The sequence below is a fragment of the Luteimonas huabeiensis HB2 genome (assembly GCF_000559025.1).
Lineage (GTDB): Bacteria > Pseudomonadota > Gammaproteobacteria > Xanthomonadales > Xanthomonadaceae > Luteimonas > Luteimonas huabeiensis.
Genome location: NZ_JAAN01000030.1, coordinates 39,000 through 61,815, shown reverse-complemented (window position 1 = coordinate 61,815; position 22,816 = coordinate 39,000). Strand labels below are relative to the sequence as shown.

At 73.8% G+C, this 22,816-nt stretch carries 20 protein-coding genes; 14 read left to right on the top strand and 6 right to left on the bottom strand.

Translation table 11 applies throughout. From position 1 onward, the window contains the following. Positions 1–165: 165 nt before the first annotated feature. Positions 166–990, top strand: coding sequence for a hypothetical protein (locus tag Z164_RS20510; protein ID WP_043689973.1), 825 nt, complete (start codon positions 166–168; stop codon positions 988–990). A gap of 24 nt (positions 991–1,014) precedes the next feature. Here Z164_RS20510 and Z164_RS0111960 read toward each other — a convergent pair whose 3' ends face one another. Then, complete coding sequence (locus Z164_RS0111960) at positions 1,015–2,829, bottom strand: DUF885 domain-containing protein (RefSeq protein WP_024890921.1); 1,815 nt, start codon at positions 2,827–2,829, stop codon at positions 1,015–1,017. A 206-nt stretch (positions 2,830–3,035) separates the two neighbouring features. Here Z164_RS0111960 and Z164_RS0111955 point away from each other — a divergent pair, with 206 nt between their 5' ends. The 3 genes from Z164_RS0111955 (at position 3,036) to Z164_RS0111945 (ending at position 7,888) form a co-directional block, all read left to right on the top strand. Beyond that, entirely contained in the window at positions 3,036–4,664 is a 1,629-nt protein-coding gene (locus tag Z164_RS0111955) for a TldD/PmbA family protein (protein ID WP_024890920.1), read from the top strand. A 236-nt stretch (positions 4,665–4,900) separates the two neighbouring features. Then, positions 4,901–6,535: a TldD/PmbA family protein gene (locus tag Z164_RS0111950; RefSeq protein WP_024890919.1), complete on the top strand. Its 1,635-nt coding sequence runs from the start codon at positions 4,901–4,903 to the stop codon at positions 6,533–6,535. A gap of 18 nt (positions 6,536–6,553) precedes the next feature. After that, on the top strand, positions 6,554–7,888 hold the full coding sequence (locus Z164_RS0111945; protein WP_024890918.1) for a TldD/PmbA family protein: 1,335 nt from the start codon (positions 6,554–6,556) through the stop codon (positions 7,886–7,888). A gap of 131 nt (positions 7,889–8,019) precedes the next feature. Here Z164_RS0111945 and Z164_RS0111940 read toward each other — a convergent pair whose 3' ends face one another. Next, the gene (locus tag Z164_RS0111940) at positions 8,020–8,706 is read right to left on the bottom strand and encodes a hypothetical protein (RefSeq protein WP_152540938.1); all 687 of its coding nucleotides are present in this window, start codon (positions 8,704–8,706) and stop codon (positions 8,020–8,022) included. Positions 8,707–8,852: 146 nt separating this feature from the next. Here Z164_RS0111940 and Z164_RS0111935 point away from each other — a divergent pair, with 146 nt between their 5' ends. From Z164_RS0111935 to Z164_RS0111900, 8 genes are read left to right on the top strand one after another with little or no spacing between them, the layout of a single operon-like run. After that, positions 8,853–9,554: a DUF4159 domain-containing protein gene (locus Z164_RS0111935; RefSeq protein WP_024890916.1), complete on the top strand. Its 702-nt coding sequence runs from the start codon at positions 8,853–8,855 to the stop codon at positions 9,552–9,554. A 55-nt stretch (positions 9,555–9,609) separates the two neighbouring features. After that, complete coding sequence (locus tag Z164_RS0111930; protein ID WP_024890915.1) at positions 9,610–10,611, top strand: AAA family ATPase; 1,002 nt, start codon at positions 9,610–9,612, stop codon at positions 10,609–10,611. Positions 10,612–10,619: 8 nt separating this feature from the next. Then, entirely contained in the window at positions 10,620–11,516 is an 897-nt protein-coding gene (locus Z164_RS0111925) for a DUF58 domain-containing protein (RefSeq protein WP_024890914.1), read from the top strand. Then, positions 11,516–12,691 carry a BatA domain-containing protein gene (locus tag Z164_RS0111920; protein WP_052338428.1) on the top strand — a complete coding sequence of 392 codons (1,176 nt, stop codon included), beginning with the start codon at positions 11,516–11,518 and terminating at the stop codon, positions 12,689–12,691. Before Z164_RS0111925 ends, Z164_RS0111920 begins: the two co-directional genes overlap by 1 nt. Beyond that, the gene (locus Z164_RS0111915; protein ID WP_024890912.1) at positions 12,688–14,934 is read left to right on the top strand and encodes a hypothetical protein; all 2,247 of its coding nucleotides are present in this window, start codon (positions 12,688–12,690) and stop codon (positions 14,932–14,934) included. Before Z164_RS0111920 ends, Z164_RS0111915 begins: the two co-directional genes overlap by 4 nt. Further along, positions 14,931–16,781, top strand: coding sequence for a hypothetical protein (locus Z164_RS0111910; RefSeq protein WP_024890911.1), 1,851 nt, complete (start codon positions 14,931–14,933; stop codon positions 16,779–16,781). The genes Z164_RS0111915 and Z164_RS0111910 overlap by 4 nt, the downstream gene beginning before the upstream one ends. Positions 16,782–16,812: 31 nt before the next feature. Continuing rightward, on the top strand, positions 16,813–17,169 hold the full coding sequence (locus Z164_RS0111905) for a GFA family protein (protein WP_043689971.1): 357 nt from the start codon (positions 16,813–16,815) through the stop codon (positions 17,167–17,169). A gap of 1 nt (position 17,170) precedes the next feature. After that, positions 17,171–17,971 carry a DUF4349 domain-containing protein gene (locus tag Z164_RS0111900; RefSeq protein WP_024890909.1) on the top strand — a complete coding sequence of 267 codons (801 nt, stop codon included), beginning with the start codon at positions 17,171–17,173 and terminating at the stop codon, positions 17,969–17,971. Positions 17,972–18,007: 36 nt separating this feature from the next. On the opposite strand, the gene Z164_RS0111895 is transcribed toward Z164_RS0111900, so the two are convergent. Both Z164_RS0111895 and Z164_RS0111890 read right to left on the bottom strand, forming a co-directional pair. Beyond that, on the bottom strand, positions 18,008–18,304 hold the full coding sequence (locus tag Z164_RS0111895) for a hypothetical protein (RefSeq protein WP_024890908.1): 297 nt from the start codon (positions 18,302–18,304) through the stop codon (positions 18,008–18,010). A 102-nt stretch (positions 18,305–18,406) separates the two neighbouring features. Next, positions 18,407–19,324, bottom strand: a complete 918-nt coding sequence (locus Z164_RS0111890; RefSeq protein WP_024890907.1) for a peptidylprolyl isomerase — start codon at positions 19,322–19,324, stop codon at positions 18,407–18,409. Positions 19,325–19,477: 153 nt separating this feature from the next. Between Z164_RS0111890 and Z164_RS0111885 the strand changes: the two genes are divergently transcribed. Both Z164_RS0111885 and Z164_RS0111880 read left to right on the top strand, forming a co-directional pair. Next, complete coding sequence (locus Z164_RS0111885; RefSeq protein ID WP_024890906.1) at positions 19,478–19,855, top strand: PadR family transcriptional regulator; 378 nt, start codon at positions 19,478–19,480, stop codon at positions 19,853–19,855. Then, positions 19,852–20,757, top strand: coding sequence for a sensor domain-containing protein (locus tag Z164_RS0111880; protein WP_024890905.1), 906 nt, complete (start codon positions 19,852–19,854; stop codon positions 20,755–20,757). The genes Z164_RS0111885 and Z164_RS0111880 overlap by 4 nt, the downstream gene beginning before the upstream one ends. 6 nt (positions 20,758–20,763) lie before the next feature. Here the strand turns inward: Z164_RS0111880 and Z164_RS0111875 are convergent, their stop codons facing one another. Then, on the bottom strand, positions 20,764–22,098 hold the full coding sequence (locus tag Z164_RS0111875; protein ID WP_425477225.1) for a polyhydroxyalkanoate depolymerase: 1,335 nt from the start codon (positions 22,096–22,098) through the stop codon (positions 20,764–20,766). Between the two features lie 80 nt (positions 22,099–22,178). Beyond that, positions 22,179–22,769, bottom strand: a complete 591-nt coding sequence (locus Z164_RS0111870; protein WP_024890903.1) for a class I SAM-dependent DNA methyltransferase — start codon at positions 22,767–22,769, stop codon at positions 22,179–22,181. Positions 22,770–22,816 lie beyond the last annotated feature (47 nt).

Sequence of the window (22,816 nt, the reverse complement as noted above, 5' to 3'; positions counted from 1 at the left end):
TGTGGGCCCGCTTGCGGGAGAAGGGAGGGCATGCACCCCGCTCGCGGAAGAGGCGGCGGTTTCGAGGCTGCAGGTCGAATGTCGATCAACCTGGCCGACGGCGCCGCTGGGAACTGCGCCGTGCCGCGCGCATGATGTGGCATTGTCGAGCCAGGGAGTGCTGGGATGGAATGGGACAAGCCGATCATCGATGCGCGGCGCATCGCGCGACTCGTCGCAGGCGTCGGCATGCTCGCGGCGCTGGCCGCAGGCGAAGCGACCGGGCGAGAGCCGCCGGCCTCGGGCTGCCTCGATCTCAGGACCGTCGACGGCGCCTGGCTGGCCGCGCCGCGCGAGGCGCTGCTGCGTACCGAGGTCGGCGCCCACGCGCGCCTCCGGCTGAGCGAGGACTGCCCGGCGCCCCCCGCCGGCGAATCGCTCGGCTCGCTAGCGCCCGAAGGCTGGCTATGCCCGGGCGGGCAGGCGTGGCTCCGGTCCGGCGAGCGCGTGTGCGCGGTGGCGTCGCTGGAGCCGCTCGATGCGGCCGCGCTGGCCGATGCGCTGCGCGCGGCCGACGCCGCGACCGGGGTGCCGACGCTGGATCCGGTCGAGGTGCGCGGGCGCGCAGGCCGCGCGCGCGGCTTCGCCGGCACCACCGAGTACTGCCTGGACAGCCGCTACCTGCGCGGCTGGCATACTGATCGCGATGGTCTGGTGGTCGAGGTGTCGCCGAGACGCCACGCGGGCAACCGCTACTACCGGATCGAGACCGCGAACGCCTGTCCGCAGGCCGATGCCGCCGATCAACTGCGGCTGGTGTCCGGCATCGGGCTGACCGCGATCTGCGGACATGCCGGCGATCGTGTGGAACTGGTCCGCGACCGTCCGGCGCACGTGGAAATCGACGTCCCGACGATGTTCCGCTCCCGCCTCACGACGCGCGGCTGCGAGATCCGCCGGGTCTATCCGCTGCCCGGGAGCCAGACCGCGAGCGCGGCGCCGCCGACCTGACGGCCGGGGGCGCCGGGGGCGCGCTCAGCCGATCGGCTCGTCCAGGATCAGCTGGCGCACGAAGCGCACCGGCGGCGCGCCCTTCGACAGCACCTCGTCGTGGTAGGCCTTGAGGTCGAAGGCGTCGCCGCGCGCGGCTTCCACCGCTCGGCGCATGTCGAAGTGCTCCTGCGCGCCGACGAAGTAGGTCGGCAACTGCGCCGAGCTGACCTGCGCGCGTACCCACTTGCCGGCCGCCTCGCGCTCCTGCTGGAAGGTGGTGCGCACCATCAGCTCCATCGCCTGTTCGCGGTCCCAGCCGTCGACGTGCACGCCGATGTCGAGGATCGCGTTGGCCACCGCGCGCAGGTAGAACTTCAGCTGCACCAGGCGGAACAGCGGGTCGTGGTCGAGGTAGCCGGCCTCGGCCATCATGTTCTCGGTGTACACCGCCCAGCCTTCCGCGAACGGGCCCGAGCGCAGCACCGCGCGCAGGGTGGAGGGGTGGTCCACCGAGTGGGCGCCTTCCAGGTAGTGGCCTGGCACGCCCTCGTGGATCGACAGCAGGTGGATCATGCGGTCGTTGTACTCGCGCAGGAACGAGGTGGCCTGCTCGTCGCTCCAGTCCTCGGGGATCGGCGAGATCGCGTAGTAGGTCTCCAGGCCCTTGTCGAGCGGGCCGGGCGAGTCGCAGTAGGCCACGGCCACGCCGCGCTGGAATTCCGGCATCTCGATGATGCGCACCGGCGCGTCGGGCATGGTGACCAGGTCGTGCTCGCGGGTGAAGGCGGTGGCGACGTCGAGCGTGTGGCGGGCGAAGTCGAACACCTCGTCGCGCGCCGGGCGCTCGGCATAGGCCAGTTCCAGCGCGGCCTCGATGGCGGCCTGGCGCTGGTCGTCGTCGGGCTCGGCCGGCAGCTGCGGCGCGTCGTCGCGATCGGCCAGCACGGTCTGCGCGATGGCGTACATGTCGTCGCGCACGCGGGCGATCTCGGCCTCGGCGCGCTGGCGGATGTCCTCCCGGCTCAGCGAGGCGTTGAGCGAGTAGCGCAGCTTCTGGTCGTACAGCTCGGCGCCGAGGCGGAAATCGCCGGCGGCGGCCGGGACCAGGGTGCCGTCGATCCAGGCCTGGTGCTCGGCCACCGCCTCGCGCAGCCCGCGCACCGCGGCGTCCAGGCGCGCGCGCGCCTCGCCGTCGAGGGCGTCGGCGTGCGGTTGGATGAACTCGTCCACCAGCGACAGCAGGCCCGGGTTCTGCCGCGACACCGTCTCGGCGTGCACCTTGGGCACCCGCGCCGGGTCCAGGTTCTCGCGCATCTGCGCGAACAGCGTGGGGATCTTTTCCATGCGCGCGGTCGCCGCGGCCAGCCGCTCGGGCAGCGGCGCGAACTCGCGCGCCATCAGGCCGTAGATCGCGCCGCCGGCCAGGCCGTTGTAGAGCAGCGGGTCCCAGGCCCAGGACTGCAGCGTCTCGACGTTCCAGACGTTGGCCTCCAGGCGGTTGCGCAGCAGCAGCGCGTCCACCTGGTTCTCGCGCGAGAGCTGCGCGGCGTCGATCGCGTCCAGCTCGGCCAGCAGCGCGCGGTTGGCCTCGACCGCGCGGCGGCGCCCGTCGGCGCTGAGATCGTCGAGGGCGTGGTCGTGGGCATGCTCGCCGGTGCGCGTGGCCGAGACCGGCGACTGCTCGAACCAGGTCGCCAGCGCGCGCTCGGCCAGCGCGGCGAACGCGGCATCGGCCTCGCTGCGCGCTTCGGCCGTGGCGGGGGACGATCCGCCGTCGGCGGACGCGGCGCCGGGCGATTGCGGCTGGCAGCCGGCGAGGACGGCGAGCAGGGACAGGGCGATCAGGCTGCGGCGCATGGGCACTCTCGTTGCGGAAGACAGCCCGCGAGCATAGCGCGCCGGCGCAGCGGCCGGATGCCGTTCGGCGCCGCCGCGCCACCTTGCGAGCGCCCATGACCATCGGCCTTTGACCGCTCCGCCCGGGGCCGCAGAGAATCGGGCGGGGCCGGTGCTGCCGGCGATTCGACCGCACCGCCTGCGCGGTGCCTGCCGGAGGAACGCTCTTGAAACGACGCGACGTGCTCGCCCTCGGTGGCCTCGGCGCCGGCGGCCTGCTGCTGCCCGCCTGGTTCGGCCGCGCGGTCGCGGCCGAGGTGCTGGCCCTGCCGCTCGATGCCGCGCTGAAGAAGCCGCTCGCCGACGCCGCGCTGGAGGCCGCGCGCGCGGCCGGGGCGAGCTATTGCGACGTGCGTATCGGCCGCTACCTGCGCCAGTACGTGATGACCCGCGAGGACAAGATCGAGAACGTGGTCAACGGCGAATCGGCCGGCGCCGGCGTGCGGGTGATCGTGGACGGGGCGTGGGGCTTCGCCGCCACCAATACGCTCACCACCGACGGCGTGGCCGGCGCCGCGCGGCAGGCCGCGGCCATCGCGCGCGCCAACGCCCGCCTGCAGGAGGCCCCGGTGCGGCTGGCGCCGGCGCCCGCGCTGGGCGAGGTCGCCTGGCGCACGCCGATCCGCCGCAACGGCATGGAAGTGCCGGTGGAGGAGAAGGTCGCGCTGCTGCTGGATGTCAACGCCGCGGCGATGGCGGCGGGCGCCGACTTCGTCGATTCGCGCCTGTTCGTGGTCAACGAGCAGAAGTACTTCGCCAGCACCGACGGCGCCTACGTCGACCAGGACATCCACCGCATCTGGGCGCCGTTCACCGTGACCGCGGTGGACAAGGCCAGCGGCCGGTTCCGTACCCGCGACGGGCTCTCCGCGCCGATGGGCCTGGGCTACGAATACCTCGAACCCGATGCCGCCCAGCGCTTCGCGCTGCCGGGTGGGGTGGTGGCCTACGGCAATCGCTACGACATGCGCGAGGACGCGGTGGCCGCGGCCCGGCAGGCGCGCGAGAAGCTGAGCGCGCCATCGGTGAAGCCGGGCCGCTACGACCTGGTGACCGATCCCTCCAACCTGTTCCTGACCATCCACGAGAACGTCGGCCATCCGCTGGAACTCGACCGCGTGCTGGGCTTCGAAGCCAATTACGCCGGCACCAGCTTCGCCACCCTGGACAAGCGCGGGGAGTTCCGCTGGGGCAGCGATCGCGTCCACTTCTTCGCCGACCGCATCCAGCCCGGCAGCCTGGGCGCGGTGGGCTACGACGACGAGGGCGTGCCGGCCAAGCGCTGGGACCTGGTGCGCGACGGCATCCTGGTCGACTACCAGGCCACCCGCGACCAGGCGCACATCCTCGGCAAGCACGAGTCCGACGGCTGCAGCTACGCCGACTCCTGGTCCAGCGTGCAGTTCCAGCGCATGCCCAACGTTTCGCTCGCGCCGGGGCGCGCGCCGCTGACGGTGGCGGAGCTGATCGCCGGCGTCGATCGCGGCCTGTACGTGCACGGGCGCGGTTCCTACTCGATCGACCAGCAGCGCTACAACGCCCAGTTCGGCGGGCAGCTGTTCTACGAGATCAAGAACGGCGAGATCGTCGGCCAGGTCGAGAACGCCGCCTACCAGATCCGCACGCCGGAGTTCTGGAACGCCTGCAGCGCGATCTGCGACGCGCGCGACTTCCGCCTGGGCGGCTCGTTCTTCGACGGCAAGGGCCAGCCCAGCCAGGTCTCCGCGGTCTCGCACGGCTCGGCGACCGCCCGCTTCGACGGCATCAACATCATCAACACCGCGCGCAGCCTTTGAGGCGGGGGCCAGGGGCCAGAGGTCAGGGACCAGGGATAAGCCACAGCGAAAGCGCTTTTCCCCGACCCCTGGCCTCCGCCCCCCGACCCCTGTCTATGCCAAAAGTCATTTGACCCGCCGTTCGCGCGGCGGCAAGAATCGGGACGGTCGCAGGCAGGGACGCCGGAACGAGACACCAGCGCTGTTCCAGCCCGCCGCGGCAGCCGCCGCGGTCGCATTCACGGGGAGAGATTGCCTTGCAACGACGCGACTTCCTGGCCCTCGGCGGCCTCGGTCTGGGCGGCCTGATGGTGCCGTCCCTGTTCGGGCGGGCGATCGCCGCCGAAGAACTGCTCACCACCCTCGACGTCGCGGTGAAGAAGCGGCTGGCCGATGCCGCGCTCGGCGCCGCCACCGGCGCCGGCGCCAGCTACTGCGACGTGCGCATCGGCCGCTACCTGCGGCAGTTCGTGATGACGCGCGAGGACAAGGTGCAGAACGTGGTCAACGCCGAATCCACCGGCGTGGGCGTGCGGGTGATCGCCGACGGCGCCTGGGGCTTCGCCGCCACCAACACCCTGACCGAGGACGGCGTGGCGCAGGCCGCGCGGCAGGCCGCGGCCATCGCCAAGGCGAACGCGAAGATCCAGACCGAGCCGGTGCGGCTGGCGCCGGTGCGCGGCGTGGGCGAAGTCTCCTGGCGCACGCCGATCCGCAAGAACGCCATGGAAGTCCCGCTCAAGGACAAGGTCGATCTGCTGCTGGGCGTCAACGCCGCGGCGCTGCAGGCCGGCGCCGACTTCGTCAATTCCACGCTGTTCCTGGTCAACGAGCAGAAGTACTTCGCCAGCACCGACGGCTCCTACATCGACCAGGACGTGCACCGCATCTGGGCGCCGATGACGGTCACCGCCATCGACAAGGCCAGCGGCAAGTTCCGCACCCGCGAGGGCCTGTCGGCGCCGATGGGCATGGGCTACGAGTACCTCGACGGCGACCCGGCGCAGAAGTTCGTCTCGCCCAACGGGGTGGTCAACTACGGCCTGTCCTACGACATGCGCGAGGACGCGGTGGCCGCGGCCCGGCAGGCGCGCGAGAAGCTCGCCGCGCCCTCGGTCGAGCCCGGCCGCTACGACCTCGTGCTCGATCCCTCGCACACCTGGCTGACCATCCACGAATCGGTCGGCCACCCGCTGGAACTGGACCGCGTGCTGGGTTACGAGGCCAACTACGCCGGCACCAGCTTCGCCACGCTGGACAAGCGCGAAGAGCGCTTCCAGTACGGCAGCGAGCTGGTCAACATCTTCGCCGACAAGACCCAGCCCGGCAGCCTGGGCGCGGTGGGCTACGACGACGAGGGCGTGGCCACCAAGCGCTGGGACCTGATCAGCAACGGCCGCCTGGTGGACTACCAGACCATCCGCGACCAGGCCCACATCCTGGGCAAGAGCGAATCCGACGGCTGCTGCTACGCCGACTCCTGGTCGAGCGTGCAGTTCCAGCGCATGCCCAACGTCTCGCTGGCGGCCGGCCGCACGCCGTTGTCGGTGGCGCAGATGATCCGCGACGTCGAGAACGGCATCTACATCGTCGGCGACGGCTCGTTCTCGATCGACCAGCAGCGCTACAACGCGCAGTTCGGCGGGCAGCTGTTCTACGAGATCAAGAACGGCGAGATCACCCGCATGATCGAGGACGTCGCCTACCAGATCCGCACGCCGGAATTCTGGAACGCGTGCAGCGCGATCTGCGACGAAAGCGACTACCGCCTGGGCGGTTCGTTCTTCGACGGCAAGGGCCAGCCCAGCCAGGTCTCGGCGGTCTCGCACGGCTCGGCCACCGCCCGCTTCGACGGCATCAACGTCATCAACACCGCCCGCTCGCTCGGCTGACCAGGAGATCCGCAGGACATGACCATTTTGACCGAAGAGCAGGCGCGCACCCTCCTGGAGAAGGTCGTCGCGCTGTCCACCGCCGACGAGTGCACCGCCACCCTGAACGGCTCGGTGGACGGCAACATCCGCTTCGCGCTCAACAACGTCTCCACCAGCGGCGTGGTCGACGACGTCTCGCTCGACGTGCAGGTCGCCTTCGGCCGCCGCGTGGGCACCGCCTCGATCAACGAATTCGACGACGCCTCGCTGGAGCGGGTAGTGCGCCGGGCCGAGGACCTCGCCCGGCTGGCGCCGGAGAATCCGGAGTTCATGCCGGCCATCGGCAAGCAGACCTACCGGCCGAGCGCCACCTTCAGCGAATCCACCGCCGCCATCGATCCCGAGTTCCGCGCCAAGGTGGCCGCCGACTCGATCCTGCCGTGCCGCCGCGAGAACCTGGTGGCCGCCGGCTTCCTGCTCGACGGCCAGAGCTTCACCGCGTTCGCCAACTCCAACGGCAACTTCGGCTACCAGCGCGGCACCAACTTCAACTACACCTGCACCGTGCGCACCGCCGACGGCCGCGGCTCCGGCTGGGTCGGGCGCAGCCTCAAGGACGCCAGCGATTTCGACGCCGGCCGCGACATCCAGGTCGCCATGCGCAAGGCCAGCGAGTCGGTCGAGGCCAAGGCGCTGGAGCCGGGCAAGTACACCGTGATCCTGGAGCCGGCGGCGGTGGCGGGGCTGGTGTCGTTCATGATGCGCTACTTCGACGCGCGCAGTGCCGACGAAGGCCGCAGCTTCCTGTCCAAGCGCGGCGGCGGCAACAAGCTCGGCGAGCAGGTCTACGACCCGCGGGTCAACATCCACGCCGACCCCTGGCACCCGGAGGCGCCGGTGCTGCCCTGGGACCAGGACGGCCTGCCGCGCGAGCGCATGGCGCTGATCGAGGACGGCAAGATCGCCGCGCTGAACTATTCGCGCTACTGGGCCGAGCAGCAGGGCCAGCGCGCGGTCGGCCGGCCCGGCAACCTGATCATGGCCGGCGGCGACAAGTCCACCGCCGAACTGGTCGCCGGCACCGAGCGCGGCATCCTGGTCACCCGCACCTGGTACATCCGCATGGTCGATCCGCAGACCGTGCTGCTGACCGGCCTGACCCGCGACGGCACCTTCTACATCGAGAACGGCCGCATCGCGCACCCGGTCAAGAACTTCCGCTTCAACGAATCGCCCGTGATCATGCTCAACAACATCGACGAGCTGGGGCGGCCGGTGCGCGTGGCCGGCGACGAATCGAGCTTCGTGATGATGCTGCCGCCGATGCGCCTGCGCGACTTCACCTTCACCTCGCTGTCGGACGCGGTGTGAGGACGGGCGGCCCGCGTCGCCGCGAGCGGGCCGCGGGCCTCGCGCGGGCGTCTCGGGCAGCAACGCCGCCTGGGCCGGAGGGTCCGGGTGGCGCCGGGGGCCGGCGTCGGAATCGCGGCGGATTCGGCCCTTCAGTTCATGTCGTCCCGCCACGAACCGTCCCGGTCCCTCCAGATCGATCCGTACTTTCGAACCGGCTTGTCGCCATCGTCCCGGATCGAGAGGACCGCCAGGCGCCCTTCGTCGGTCCAGCGTATCGCCACCGGTCCCACCGCCCTCGGAAATCCGTCGACCCGATGCACGATCCGCTTCGATGCGCTCTCCAGCACGACCACCCGGTTCGGGAGGAGCCCCGCATCGATGTCGAACGACACCGTCGCGAAGGTGCTGCCGTCGGGCGAGTAGACCGGCCGGTTGTCGATCCGCGACGTCGTGCCGGTGGTCTCGTCGACCAGCAGCGCCTGGAAGCCTTCGTCGGCGATCTCCAGGACCTCCAGGTGCCCATGAGCGCGGCCCAGGAACACGTAGCGCAAGCCGGCGACGCGAGGGAAGCAGAAGTCGCGGGAGCCGACGGAGAAGCAGGTGCGGTCGTCCGATCCGCTCAGGCGCACGCCGTGCGCTTCCGCCTCGCGGGCTTCGTGCGCCATGACGCATTCGTATGCGTTGCGGGTGGAGGGGCAGGCGAGCCCCCGGGCCAGCTCGTGGGAGACCATGCCGGCGATGGCCGCACCATCGGGATCCGCGTGCGCAGGGCAGGCGGCGACGAGGACGACGAGCGCCAGGAGGCCTCGAAGCGGGGTCTTGGCTCGAACGTCCATGCCTGCCTCCAGTCGGGTCCATCGTCGGGCCGGGGCGAAGCCGGAAGGCTGGCGCGACTCGTGAATCCGTTTCTACCCAATCGGCGGATGGACCGCAACGCGAACGGCCGGACAGTCCGGGATTTCGGCGGCGGGATCGCCCGGCCATGAGGCGCTCGCAGTTCCTGCGCTTGCTGGCCGGCGGCGCCGCGGCGCTGGCCTTGCCGCCGGCGCTGCGCGCGCAGCCGGCCGGCTACGACTTCCGCTTCACCCGCCTCAAGTACGACTCCGGCGACTGGGACGTGGACGCGCGCATGCCGTCCAACGTCATCACCGCGCTGATCGACTACACCGATCTGCGCGTGGACCCGCAGGAACACGTGGTGGCGCTGGCCGATCCGAAGATGCTGGAGGCGCCGTTCTGCTACCTGGCCGGGCACAAGCTGGTGGAGTTCAATCCCGCCGAGCGGCGCAACTTCGAGCGCTACGTGCGCAACGGCGGCTTCGTCTTCGCCGACGACTGCAACCACGACATCGACGGCCTGTTCGCGCGTTCGTTCGAGCGGCAGATGGCCGACATCTTCGGCCCGCGCGCGCTGAAGCGCCTGCCTAACGACCATGCCCTGTACGGCAGCTTCTTCCGTTTTCCCGACGGCCCGCCGGCCACCAGCTTCGAGCTCAACGGCTGGGGCGACGACCTGGTCCACGACTACCTCAAGGGCATCGAGATCGACGGCCGCCTCGGCGTGCTCTACAGCAACAAGGACTACGGTTGCGAATGGGACTACGACTGGCGCAACAAGCGCTTCCTGGCCGAGGACAACACCAAGTTCGCGGTCAACATCGTCGTCTACGCGCTGACCGCATGATCCCGATCCGCCGGCGCGCGAACGTGCCGCCGCGTTTTCCGAAGGACCCCCGCCGATGACCGCCACCGTCCCCACCGAAGCCGATCTCGACACCCAGCGCGCCCGCCTCGATGCGCTGCGCGAAGCGATCGGGCAGGCCATCGTCGGCCAGGCCGAGGTCGTCGAGCAGCTGCTGGTCGGCCTGCTGGCCGGCGGCCACGTCCTGCTCGAGGGCGTGCCGGGCCTGGGCAAGACCCTGCTGGTGCGCACGCTGGGCCAGGCGCTGTCGCTGGACTTCCGCCGCGTGCAGTTCACCCCCGACCTGATGCCCGGCGACCTGCTGGGCACCGAGCTGCTGGAGGAGGACCACGGCACCGGCCGCCGCGCGTTCCGCTTCCAGCCCGGGCCGGTGTTCACCCACCTGCTGCTGGCCGACGAACTCAACCGCACGCCCCCCAAGACCCAGTCCGCGCTGCTGGAGGCGATGCAGGAACGCACCGTCAGCTATGCCGGCGTCACCCACGCGCTGCCGGCGCCGTTCTTCGTGCTGGCCACGCAGAACCCGATCGAGCAGGCCGGCACCTATCCGCTGCCCGAGGCGCAGCTCGACCGCTTCCTGCTGCACATCGCGCTCGACTATCCGGACGAGGCCGAGGAGCGCGCGATCCTCGCCCGCACCACCGGCAGCGCGCAGCCGCGCGTGCCGCAGACCATGGGCGGCGAGGACGTGATCGCGTTGCAGGCGCTGGTGCGCGAAGTGCACGTGGGCGAGGACCTGCTGACCTGGATCGCGCGGCTGGTGCGCGCCAGCCGGCCCGGCGAGGGCGCGCCCGAGGCGGTGCGCGAGTACGTGCGCTGGGGCGCCGGCCCGCGCGCCGGGCAGTCGCTGGTGCTGGCGGCGAAGGCGCGCGCGCTGCTGCGCGGGCGGCTGGCGGCCACCCGCGAGGACGTGGCCGCGCTCGCCGCGCCGGTGATGCGCCATCGGTTGCTGCTGTCGTTCGCCGCCGAGGCCGAGCGGCGTTCGGCCGACGACGTCGTCGCCGCGCTGCTGGACGCGGTGCCGTACCCGGCCCGCTGAGCGCCGAGGTGGCGGGCCGATCGCTCGAACTGCAGGCCGGGCTGCGCGCCGCGCTGCGTGGGCTGCGGATCGCGCCGCGGCGGGGTGGCGCGCGCAGCGGCATCGGCCAGCACCGCGGGCGCGAGCGCGGCGCCGGCCTGGAGTTCGCCCAGTACCGTGCCTACGAGCCGGGCGACGAGCCGCGCGCCATCGACTGGAAGCTCTACGCGCGCAGCGATCGGTTGTTCGTGCGCGAGGCTGAGCGCGAGAGCCCGTTGACGGTCTGGCTGCTGCTCGACGCCAGCGCCTCGATGGGCCAGGCCGACGAGGACCGCCCGGACTGGACGCGGCTGGACGCGGCGCGCCAGTTGGCGCTGGCGATCGCGGAACTGGCGATCGCGCAGGGCGACCGCATCGGCCTGCTGGCCCTGGGGGGCGGCCGCGTGGACGGCGTGCCCGCCGCGGCCGGCGCGCGCCAGCGCGACCGCCTGCGGCTGGCGCTGGCCGGGCTGCGCGCGCGGGGCGGCTGGCCCGCGCCGGAGCGGCTGGCGCCGGTGTGGGAGCGGATCGCGCCCGGCGACCTGGCGGTGCTGGTCGGCGACCTGTTCGACCCGGGCGCCGCCGCGCTCGCCGCGCGGCTGTCGGCCGCCCGCCGCGAGGTGCTGGCGATCCAGGTGCTGACCGTCGGCGAGCGCGACTTCCCGTATCGCGACGGCCGCCGCTTCGAGGATCCCGAGACCGGGCAGTGGCTGCCCGGCGACGCCGCCGCGCTGCGCGCCGGCTTCCTGGAACGCTTCGGCGCCGCGCAGGCGCAGCTCGCCGCCGGGCTCGACGCCGCCGGCGTGCGCCACGCGCGCCACGTGCTCGACGAGCCGCTGGCCGCGCCGCTGCAGGTCTTGTTCGCCGCCTCCGGGAACGGCCGCTGATGCCGATGCTGCTGCTGCCGGCCGGGTTGCTCGCGCTCGCCGCGCTGGCGCTGCCGCTGCTGCTGCATCTGGCCCGCCGCCAGCCGACCGTGCCGACGCCGTTCGCCGCCCTGCGCTGGCTGCGGCCGGGCCTGCGGCCGCGCGCGCGCTGGCGCTTCGACGAATGGGCGCTGCTGCTGCTGCGCCTGCTGCTGCTGGCGGCGATGGCGCTATGGCTGGCGCAGCCGGCGCTGCGCGAGCGCGCGCAGGCCGCGCGCTGGAGCGTGGTCGTGCCCGGCGCGGACCCGGCGGCGCTGCCGCCGCCGGCGCCCGGCGAGGTCAGGCGCTGGCTGCGGCCGGGCTGGCCGGAACTGGACGACGCGCCGGCGGAGGCGCCCGATGCGGCGCCGGTGCCGGTCTCCAGCCTGCTGCGGCAGCTGGACATGGAGCTTGGTCCCGAGATCGCCTTGCAGGTCTGGGTGCCGGAACGCGTGGACGGCGCCGACGCGCAGCGGCCGCGGCTGTCGCGCGAGATCGACTGGCGGATCGTGCCGATGCGCGGCGCCAGCGACGAAGACGCCGCGCCCGCGGCGCTGCGGCTGCTGGTGCGTCACGACGCGGCGCACGCCGGATCGTTGCGCTACCTGCGCGCGGCCGCTGCGGCCTGGGCGGAGGATGCGGGCGCCGATGCCGCCGAGCCGGACATCGCCGAGGCGTCCGCCGCGCTGCCGCCGCCCGCGCCCGGCCGCGCGCTGGCCTGGCTGGTCGCCGGCGAGGTGCCCGCCGCGGTCCGCGACTGGGTCGGCGCCGGCGGCACCGCGCTGCTGGCGGCCGATGCGGCGTGGTCCGACACCACGCCCGCGCGGCCGGCCTGGCGCGATGCCGAGGGCACGGTGCTGGCGCACGAGGCGCGGCACGGCGAAGGCCGCGTGCTGCAACTGACCCGGCCGCTGCGCGCCGCCGACTGGCCGGCGCTGGCCGATGCCGCCTTTCCCGGCGAGCTGCGCCGGCAGTTGCTGGGTCCGCCGCCGCCGCCGATGCGCGCGCCGGCGACGGCGCTCGCGCCCGAGCGCATCGATCTGCACTGGCCGCAGGCGTTGCGCGACCTGCGCGGCGGCCTGGTGTGGCTGCTGCTGATGCTGCTGGCGGCCGAACGCTGGCTGGCGACCTCGCGGCGGCGGGGCGCGGCGCCATGAGCCTGCCGGTGCTGCGGCAGGCGCTGCGCGCGGCTCGCCGGCGGGTCGGGCTGGACCGCGCGCTGGCCGGGCTGCCGCTGGTGCTGGCGATCGTGGCGCTGGCGTGGCGGCTGGGCGGCGCCGGCTGGGCGGCGGCGTGCGCGCTCGTCGCACTCGCGCTGCTGGCCGTCGTCGTCGTGCGCGCGCTGCGGCGCTGCGACCCGGCGTGGCTGGCCGCGCGCCTGGACGCGGCGCGCGCCGACATGGACGACAGCAGCGCGCTGCTGTACGCCCGCGAGGACACGCTCGGGCCGTTGCAGCGGCTGCAGCGCGCGCGCCTGCACGAACGCCTGCGCCAGCGGCCGCCGCCGGACCTGCGCCCGGCCTGGTCGCGGCGCCGGCTGGCGATCGCCTGGGGCGCGGGCGCGCTGATCGCCGCCGTCGCGCTGGCCTGGCCGCATGCGCCGCGCACGCCGGGCGCGCCGGCGGCCTCGCGCGAGGCCGGCGCGGCGCCGGAAACGCCGCGGCTGCGCTCGACGCTCCTGCAGGTGCGGCCGCCGGCCTACACCGGGCTGGAGGCGCAGGCGCTGCGCGCGCTCGATGCCAAGGCGCCGGAAGGCGCGCGGCTCGTCTGGCGGCTGCGCATCGCGCCGGCGCCGACCGCCGCGGCGCTGGAATTCCTCGACGGCACCCGGCTGCCGCTGGCGCGCGAGGGCGACGACTGGGTCGCCCGCCATCGCCTGCAGGCTTCGCAGCTGTACCGGCTGCGCATCGACGGCGACGACGCGCCGGCGCTGCTGCACCGGCTCGACGCGATCGCCGACCGGCCGCCGCAGGTCCGCCTGCTCGCGCCGGAGACGACGCTGCAGCTGCGCGCCGAAGGCCAGCGACAATGGCGGCTGGTCTTCGAGGCCGAGGACGACTACGGCGTCGCCGCGCAGGCGCGGCTGCGGATCGTGCGCACCGAGGGCAGCGGCGAGAACCAGACCTTCCACGAGCACGCGCGCACGCTGGCCGGCCGCGGCGAGGCGCGGCTGCGCCGGTTCGAGACCGTGCTCGACATCGCCGCGTTCGGCCTGCAGCCGGGCGAGGATCTCGTCGCCAGCCTGGAGGTGCGCGACGTCCGCGAGCCCGAGCCGCAGACCGGCCGCAGCGCGAGCGCGATCCTGCGCTGGCCGCCGCCGGCGCCGCCCGATGCCGACGGGCTCGACGGCCTGGCGCGGCAGGTGCTGCCGGCCTATTTCCGCAGCCAGCGGCAGATCGTCATCGACGCCGAGGCGCTGCTGGCCGAGCGGCCGCGGTTGCAGCCGGAGCGCTTCCTGGCGCGCTCGGACGCGCTGGGCGTGGACCAGCGGCTGCTGCGGCTGCGCTACGGCCAGTTCCTCGGCGAGGAAGCCGAAGGCGCCGCGCGCGCGCCGAGCGCCGACGCCGAGGCCCCGCCGCCGCCGCGCCCGCGCGTCTCGCCGGGTGGCATCTTCGCCGACGGTTCCGACGCCGTGGAGGCGCCGGCCGAAGACGCGCACGAGCACGAGGCCGGCCACGATCACGACGACGCGCACGACGACCATGCGCACGAGGGCGCCGATCACGCCGGCCACGACCATCCCGATCCCGTGCCCGCCGACGGCGTGTTCGGCCGCGAGGACGGCGTGGTGGCGGCGTTCGGCCACCTGCACGACCTGCCGGAAGCGGCGACCCTGCTCGATCCGCAGACCCGCGAGACGCTACGCAAGGCGCTGCGCGAGATGTGGCAATCGGAGCTGCACCTGCGCCAGGGCGATCCGGCCGCCGCGCTGCCCTACGCCAACCGCGCGCTCGGCTTCATCAAGCAGGTGCAGGAGGCCGACCGCATCTACCTGCCGCGGCTGGGCGCGCAGTTGCCGCCGATCGACGAGAGCCGGCGCCTGAGCGGCGAGCGCGACGGCCTCGCCCCGCGCGCGCTGCCGCCGCTCCGCGCGGCCGCGGCGGATGCCGTGCTGCAGCAGGCGTGGACGGGGTTGGCCGACGCGCAGGCCGATCCGGCGCCCGTGCTGGCCGCGGTCGAGGCCTGGGCGGCGCGCGAGCGCACCCGCGTGCAGGACGCGCTGGCCGTGGTCGCCGCGATCGACGCGGTGCGCCAGGACCCCGCCTGCACGGACTGCCGCGAGGCGCTGCGCGGGCTGCTGTGGCAGGCGATGCGGCGGCCCGCGGGCGGCATGGCGCCGCGCCCGGCCGCAGACGCCGCCGGCGCGCGCTACCTGCGCGCCCTGCAGGAGGCGCGATGACCGCCGCGCTGCCCCCGACGCTCGCCGCCGCCGTGCTGGGCGCGCTCGCGCTGCTGGCCTGCGCGCGCCTGCTGTGGTGGCAGCGCCGCGCGCCGTCCGCCGTGCGCGCGCGGCCGTGGCGGCTGGCGCTGCTGCTCGCCGCGCAGCCGGCCTGGGCGGTGCTGCTGTTCTTCGCCCTGCATCCGCCGGCGCGCAGCGTCTCGCCGGAGGTGCTGGTGGTGCTGACCGCCGGCAGCAGCGCCGCGCAGGCGCGCGACGCCGAGGGCATCGCGGTCGCGCTGCCGGAGGCGCCGCCGCTGCCCGCCGCGCGCCGGGTGCCGGACCTGGCCACCGCGCTGCGGCTGTATCCGCAGGCAGGCACGATCCGCGTCGTCGGCGACGGCCTGCCGCCGCGCGACCGCGACACGCTCGGCGGCCGCCGCCTGCGGTTCGAGCCGCCGCCCGCCGCGCCCGGCCTGGCCGCGTCGGCGTGGCCCGCCGCGCCGGTCGCCGGCGACGCGCTGCGCGTGTCCGGGCGCGCCGAGGCGGTGCCGGGCGGGCGGGTGGAGCTGCTGGATCCCGCCGGCGTGCGCGTGGATGCCGCCGCGCTCGATGCCGACGGCGGCTTCCGCCTCGACGCGCCGGTGTTCGCGGTCGGCCCGGCGACGTTCCGCCTGCGCCTGCTCGGCGCCGACGGCGCGCGGTTCGAGGAGGCGGCGCTGCCGGTGTCCGCACAGGCGCCGCCCGCACCGCGCCTGCACCTGCTCGCCGGCGCGCCCAACGCGGAGACCCGCTTCCTGCGCCGCTGGGCCACCGATGCCGGGCTGCCGCTGCGCGCGCGCGTCGCGCTCGGCGGCGGCATGGCGCTCGGCGACGCCGCCGCCGTGCCGGACGCGCGATCGCTGGCGCAGACCGATGCGTTGGTGCTCGACTCACGCGCCTGGGGCGGCCTGGGCGCGGGCGGGCGCGCCGCGATGCTGTCGGCGGTGGAGGCGGGCATGGGCCTGATCGTGCGCGCCGACGCCCCGCCCGCCGCGTTGCCGGGCCTGTGGACGCCGGGCTTTCGTGCCGAGGGCGGGGCGGGCACAGTCGCGCTGGCCTGGCCCCAGGGCGGGCTCGCCGACCTCGCCGCGCTGCGCGCGCGCCTGGGGGCGGGCAGCGCCGACGCGCCGTTCGACGCGGACGCGGCGCAGGCGCCGCCGCCGGCGCTGGTGCGGCGCGCGCTGCGCGTGGCCGGTGCCGACGCGGTGCCGCTGGGCGCCGACGCCACCGGCGCGCCCTGGGCCTGGTGGCGGCCGCACGGGCTGGGCCGGGTGCTGGTCTGGACCCCGCAGGACAGTTATCGGCTGGTCCTGGCCGGCCGCGCCGACCTGCACGCCGAGCTCTGGCGCGAGGCCGTGGCCGCGGTGGCGCGCCCACGCGCGGTCGACGCGACGCGCATCGACGCGCCCGCGTTCGTCGATGAGCGCGTGGCGCTGTGCGGCCTGGGCGAAGGCGCTGAAGTGGAAACACCGGACGGGCATCGCGATCCGTTGTGGATCGATCCGCGCAGCGGCGACGCGCGCTGCGCCGGCTTCTGGCCGCGCCGGACCGGCTGGCACCGCGTCGTCGACGGCGCTGCGCCGGCGCTCTTTCACGTGTTCCCGGCCGATGCGCTGCCGGGCGTGCGCGCCGCCGCGCTGCGCGAGGCGACCGCGGCGCTCGCCTGCACGGGCGCGGATTGCGCCCAGCTCGCGCCCGCGAGCGCGGGCGTGGCCGCGCCGCGCGGCCCGGCCTGGCCCTGGTGGCTGGCCTGGCTGGCGCTGGCCGGCGCGCTGTGGGCCTTCGAGCGCAGCCGCTTCGGGCGCCGCACCGGCGCCGGGGGATAGACTGGCGGCCCGCCCTCTGCAGGAACCGGCCATGCGCTACTCGGGAAGCTGCCATTGCGGCGGTATCGCCTACACGCTGGAGGCCGGCGAGGCCATCGGCCAGGTCTACGACTGCAACTGTTCGATGTGCCGCCGCCGCGGCGGCCTGCTGGCCTTCTTCCCGCGCGAGGCGCTGATGCTGACCACCGACCCGGGGACGCTGTCCACCTATCGTTTCCACAAGCAGGCGCTCGCGCACCATTTCTGCCCGGTCTGCGGCATCGCGCCCTTCAGCGAGGGTACCGACCCGCGCAGCGGCCGCGCGATGGCGGCGGTCAACGTCCGCTGCCTGGACGGGATCGATCTCGGCGCGCTGCAGCGGGTGCCGGTCGATGGGGCCTCATACTGACATGGCGCCGGCATCGATCCGGGCGGGCCTGGCGCTGGCGGCGCTGCTGGCGCTGGCGGGGTGCGGCGAGCAGCCGGCCGGCGAGGCCGCCTACGGCGGTGCCGCGGCATCGGCCAAGGCCGCCACCGGCGAGGACGCTGCGTTCCTGGCCTACGAGCACGACGTGGGCGTGCGGCTGCCCGAAGACGAGGTGCTGGCGCGCGCCGAGGCCGTGCAGCAGGCCTGCCGCGAGGCGCGCTTCGGCGCCTGCAGCGTGCTCGGCGCGCAGCAGCAGGGCGGGGAGCATCGCAGCGCTTCGGTGACGGTGCGCATCGCGCCCGACGGCGTGGAGCCGATGATCGGCCTGGCCTCGGCCGGCGGCACGGTCGGCTCGCGCAGCACCCGCGCCGAGGACCTGGCGGTGGCGGTGCGCGACAACGCCGTCGCCCAGGAGCGCCTGCGCCGCGAACTGGAGCGCCTGCGCGAATTCCAGCAGCGCCGCGACCTGTCGGTGGCCGACATGATCGCGCTGACGGAGCGCATCGCCGCCGCCGAGGCCGAGCAGGAAGCCATCGAACGCGAGGGCGCGCAGCACCGGCGCCGCATCGACACCGAGCTGCTGACCGTGCGCTTCGAGCCGCCGCGCGGCGAGCGCGGGCGCGGCGAGATCGGCCGGGCGATCGAGGACTTCGGCGCCACCCTGGCCCTGGGCACCGCGTGGACGATCCGCGCGCTGGCCTTCCTGATCCCGCTGGGACTGGTCGCGTTCGCGGTGGTGTGGGCGGTGCGGCGCTTGCGCCGGCGGCGCCGGACAGGCGCCTGACGGGCCGGGCGCGCGCACGCCGGCCGGCGCGCGCGCTCAGGCTTCCTCGTCGTCCTCGAACTCGACCAGCGCGCCGAGCTGGAACGCGAGCTCGTCCACCGCCTCGCGCACCTTGCGCGCGGTGGACGCGTTGGGCGCGTCCACCTCGATCTCGTGCATCTTCGGCCCGTCTTCCTCCGCCAGGCCGGCCGAACTGGAATCGTCGTCGTCCATGTGCGGCATCAGGTCCGCGATCTCCTCGACGTGCTCGATGCCGTCCAGGCTCTGCAGCAGGTTCATGATGCCTCGGACGGCGTCGTCCTCGCCGGTGATGCGGATGCGGAGCAGGGTCATGGCGCCAGGGTTCGAACGGAAGTGGCGAGCAGGCTAGGCGGCGTAGGGTAAAGCCGGTGTGACCGGCGGACGCGCGAACGCGCCGACACCGGAAGCGCGCGCCTATGCGGGCGGCGTGCGCACCGGTACCGGCACGTTGCACAGGTCGATGTGGCCCGCCGGGCGCAGGTACCAGCCGTCGCGGCGGTTGCGGCGCGATTCGACCACCGCGTCGAACAGCGGCGTGTCGGTGCGCAGCACCTGCAGCGGCGTGCGCTCGGCCTCCGGCAACTGCGAGGCGAGGCGGATCGAGCGGATCGGCACGGCCTGCGCCGGGTCCTCGTAGAAGCCGAGCGGGCCGCTGCCGCGCGGCAGCGCGCTCAGCAGTTCCATGCCCTGCAGCACCCGTCCGACCTGGGTGATGTTGCGGTCGAGCTGGCGCGGCGACTGGCCGATCACCACGTACAGCTCGGTGCCGTTGCTGGAGTCCGGCGCGGCGTCGCGGCCGGCGCCGAGCACGCCGTAGCAGTGCGCCATCCAGGCGATGCCGGCGGCCGGGTCACGGGCGGCGGCGAAGCCGTCGACGAAGCCGACCTCGGGCGCCCAGCCGTCGGCGTCGGGCAGGCGGTGGAAGCGCAGGCCGTCGGCCGCGCGCTCGAACTCGGCCGGCAGCGCCGCGCGGGCCTCGCCCAGCGGCTTCGCCGGCTCGCCGTCGGCCACGTTGGCGCCGAACTGCACCACGAAGTTGTCCTGCGCGCGGTAGAACGTCAGCCCGTCCCAGAAGCGCCCGCGCGCCAGCGCGCGGAGGTTGGCGACGTGCTCGGGCGCGAACTGCGGCGCCAGCTCGACGATCGCGCGCCCGCCGGCGAGCTCGATGTAGAGCAGGTCGTCCGGGTCGGGGGTGCGCCAGTCCTCCGGGCTCGACGCTTCCAGCAGCGCCTGCATGGAGGGCGGCGGTGGCATCTCCTGCGCGAACGCGGGTGCGCACAGCAGGGCGAGGGCGCAGGCCAGCGCGGGCAGCGGGCGGCGGAACTGGGGCATCGGCGGTCCTTTCGGGGGCGAAGCCCCGATTGTGTGCCTAAACGCGGAGCCGGCAAGCCGAGGCGGGTCCGCCCCTGACCTCCGGCACATCCACTAGTGCGAACTTGCCAATAGCATGGACCCCGACATAGCAGAACCGGTCCGCCGCCCGCCGTGCCCGAGTACGAGTCCGCCATCGACCTGCAGCTGCGCAAGTTCCAGAAGGAGCTGAGCGCCGGCACGGTCTCGCTGGCGCTGCTGGCGGTGCTGGCCGCCGCGCGCGAGCCGCTGTATGGCTACCAGATCGCCAAGCAGCTGGAAGCGGTGGGCGAGGGCGCGCTGGCGGGCAAGCAGAGCGCGCTGTACCCGGTGCTGCGCAACCTGGAGTCGGCCGGCCTGCTGCGCAGCCACGTCGAGCCCTCGGTGGCCGGCCCGCCGCGGCGCTACTACCGCATCACCGTCGCCGGCCGCGAGGTGCTCGCGCACTGGATGCGCGCCTGGGCCGCCACCCGCGATTGCGTCGATACCGTCCTGAGGGGAGTGAAGCCATGAACACGCAGCGCCTGCCGACCACGATCCCCGAATACCTGGCGCACCTGCGCCGCGCGCTGGAGGGCGCCGACCCGGCGATGATCCAGGATGCGCTGTACGACGCGGAGGAATACCTGCGCGCGGAGCTGGCCGAGCACCCGGATCGCAGCGAGGCCGAGGTGATCGCCACGGTCGCATCGAGCTACGGCGCGCCGGACGAGGTGGCCGACATCTACCGCGACACCGAGGACAAGGTGCAGACCGCGCTGCGCCCGCCGGTGCCGGCGCCGCGGCGTTCGCCGCTCGGCCGTTTCTTCGGCGTCGCGGCCGATCCGCGCGCCTACGCCTCGCTGTTCTACATGGCCCTGTCGCTGGCCACCGGCATCTTCTACTTCACCTGGATCGTCACCGGGCTGTCGCTGTCGCTGGGGCTGGCGGTGCTGATCGTCGGCATCCCCTTCGTGATCCTGTTCTTCGGCTCGGTGCGCATCCTGTCGCTGGTCGAGGGCCGCATCGTCGAGGTGATGCTCGGCGAGCGGATGCCGCGACGCCCGCCGTACAGCGCGCGCGGGCGCACCATCCTGCAGCGCATCGGCGACATGTTCACCGACCCGCGCACCTGGAGCGCGATGCTGTACATGGTGCTGATGCTGCCGCTGGGCGTGGCCTACTTCACCGTCGTCGTCTGCCTGGGCAGCGCCTCGCTGGGCATGCTGCTGGCGCCGCTGTCGCTGCTGCCGGGGATCGAGTTCGGTGTGTGGCTGTTCGGCCTCGACCTGCCGCACGACGCGCCCTGGCTGCTGCCGATCGTGTCCCTGATCGGCGCGCTGCTGCTGTTCGCGACCCTGCACCTGGCCCGCGGCGTGGGCCGCCTGCACGGCCTGCTGGCGAAGCACCTGCTGGTGAAGGCGGTGCGCGCCTGAGGCCGATCAGGACTTGCGGGGACGCAGCGGGGCGACGTTGGCGGCATCGCGCCGCCGGCCGTCGCCGGCATGGCGGGCGATGAAGTCGCGCACCTGCGGATAGACCTTGGTCCGCCAGCGGCGGCCGCTGAAGATGCCGTAGTGGCCCGCGCCCTGCACGGTGATGTGCTGGCGGTCCTCCTCCGGAACGCCGCTGCACAGCTTGTGCGCGGCGCGGGTCTGGCCGAGGCCGGAGATGTCGTCGAGCTCGCCCTCGATGGTGAGGATGGCGGTGTCGCGGATCGCCGCCGGCCGCACCCGCTCGCCGGCCACGTCCCACCGGCCGCGCGGCAGCAGGTGCTCCTGGAACACGATGCGCACGGTGTCGAGGTAGTACTCGGCGGGCATGTCCAGCACCGCGTTGTACTCGTCGTAGAAGCGCCGGTGCGACTGCGCGTCGTCCAGGTCGCCCTTGACCAGATTGCGGTAGAAATCCCAGTGCGACATGAAGTGCCGCTCGGGGTTCATCGCCATGAAGCCGGCGTGCTGCAGGAAGCCGGGGTACACGCGGCGCCCGCGCCCGGGATAGTTCACCGGCACCTGGTGGATCAGGTTGTGCTCGAACCACCACAGCGGCCGCTGCGTGGCCAGATCGTTGACCGAGGTCGGCGATTCGCGGGGGTCGACCGGCCCGCCCATCAGCACCAGCGAGCGCGGGGTCGTCTCGCCGCGCGCGGCCATCAGCGAGACCGCCGCCAGCACCGGCACCACCGGCTGGCAGACGCTGATCACGTGCAGGTCCTCGGCGCCGATCTCGCGGATGAAGTCCTCCACGTAGGCCACGTAGTCGTCGAGCGTGAACTCGCCCTCCTCGCGCGGCACCATGCGCGCGTCCACCCAGTCGGTGATGTAGACCTTGTGGTCGCGCAGCAGCGTGCGCACGGTATCGCGCAGCAGGGTGGCGTGGTGGCCCGACAGCGGCGCCACCACCAGCACCGTCGGCTGGCCCTTGAGATCGGTGATGGCGCCGGCGTCGTCGCTGTAGCGCTTGAAGCGCAACAGGCGGCAGAACGGCCTGCGCGCGATCTCCTGCTCGATCACCGGGTAGACGCCGCCGTCGAGCTCGATCGAGTGGATGTCGAAGGCCGGCTTCTCGTAGTCCTTGGCGATGCGGTAGAACAGCTCGTTGGAGGCCGAGACCTGCTCGGCGCCGGGCAGCGCCGACAGCAGGCTGCCCGGCGCGGAGAACGCCTTGGCGTTGGCCTCGGCCCAGTAGGCGTAGGGCGCGATGAAGGCGCGCCCCAGTTCGTGAAGCTGGTAGAGGAACATGATCCGGTCCCGTGTAGGAGAGGCCCGGCCGATCCGTTCGCCGATTCCGGGCGCTTGCTGCGACGCAGCATACCCGATCGGGCCGTTCTCCGGCGCCCGGGCCTCGCGGGCGTTCAGCCCGCCTCGAGCGAGGTGGCGACCTCCGCAAGCGCCGGCGACAGCCAGCAGTGCGAGCCGAGCGGGCGGAAGCCCGCGGCAGCGAAACGCCGGCGATAGAAAGCGGCGGGCCGGCGCAGGAAACCCTCGTCGTCGCCCTCCGCCTCGTCCTCGCGGGCGAAGGTCTCCAGGAACGCCACGCCGCCGCACAGCGCCGCCACGCCCGGCAGCCCGCGATCGATCTCGCGCGCGGGCAGGTAATGCAGCACGTCGCTGCACACCACCAGGTCGGCCGGCGGGCACGGCCGCAATGCCTCGAAATCGGCGAAGCGCGCCAGGCGCAGGTTGCGGCGCGCGCCGAAGCGCGCTACCGCGTACTCGCTGGCATCGAAGCCCAGGTAGCGCGCCTTCGGCCGCAGCTTCAGCAGCGGCGCGCGCCACGCGCCCTCGCCGCAGCCGACGTCCAGCACGCTGCGCAGCGGGCGCTCGAGATGGTATTCGGCGGTGGCCACCGCGAGCGCCACCTTGCGCATCAGCCGCTGCGCACCGCCGATGCCGCCGTGGCGGTACCAGCGATCGAAGTAAGCACGGTCGTAACGTTTCTGCATCCCGGTACGATACCGCCTCGCGGCCCGCACCGGGACCGCCGCCGCAT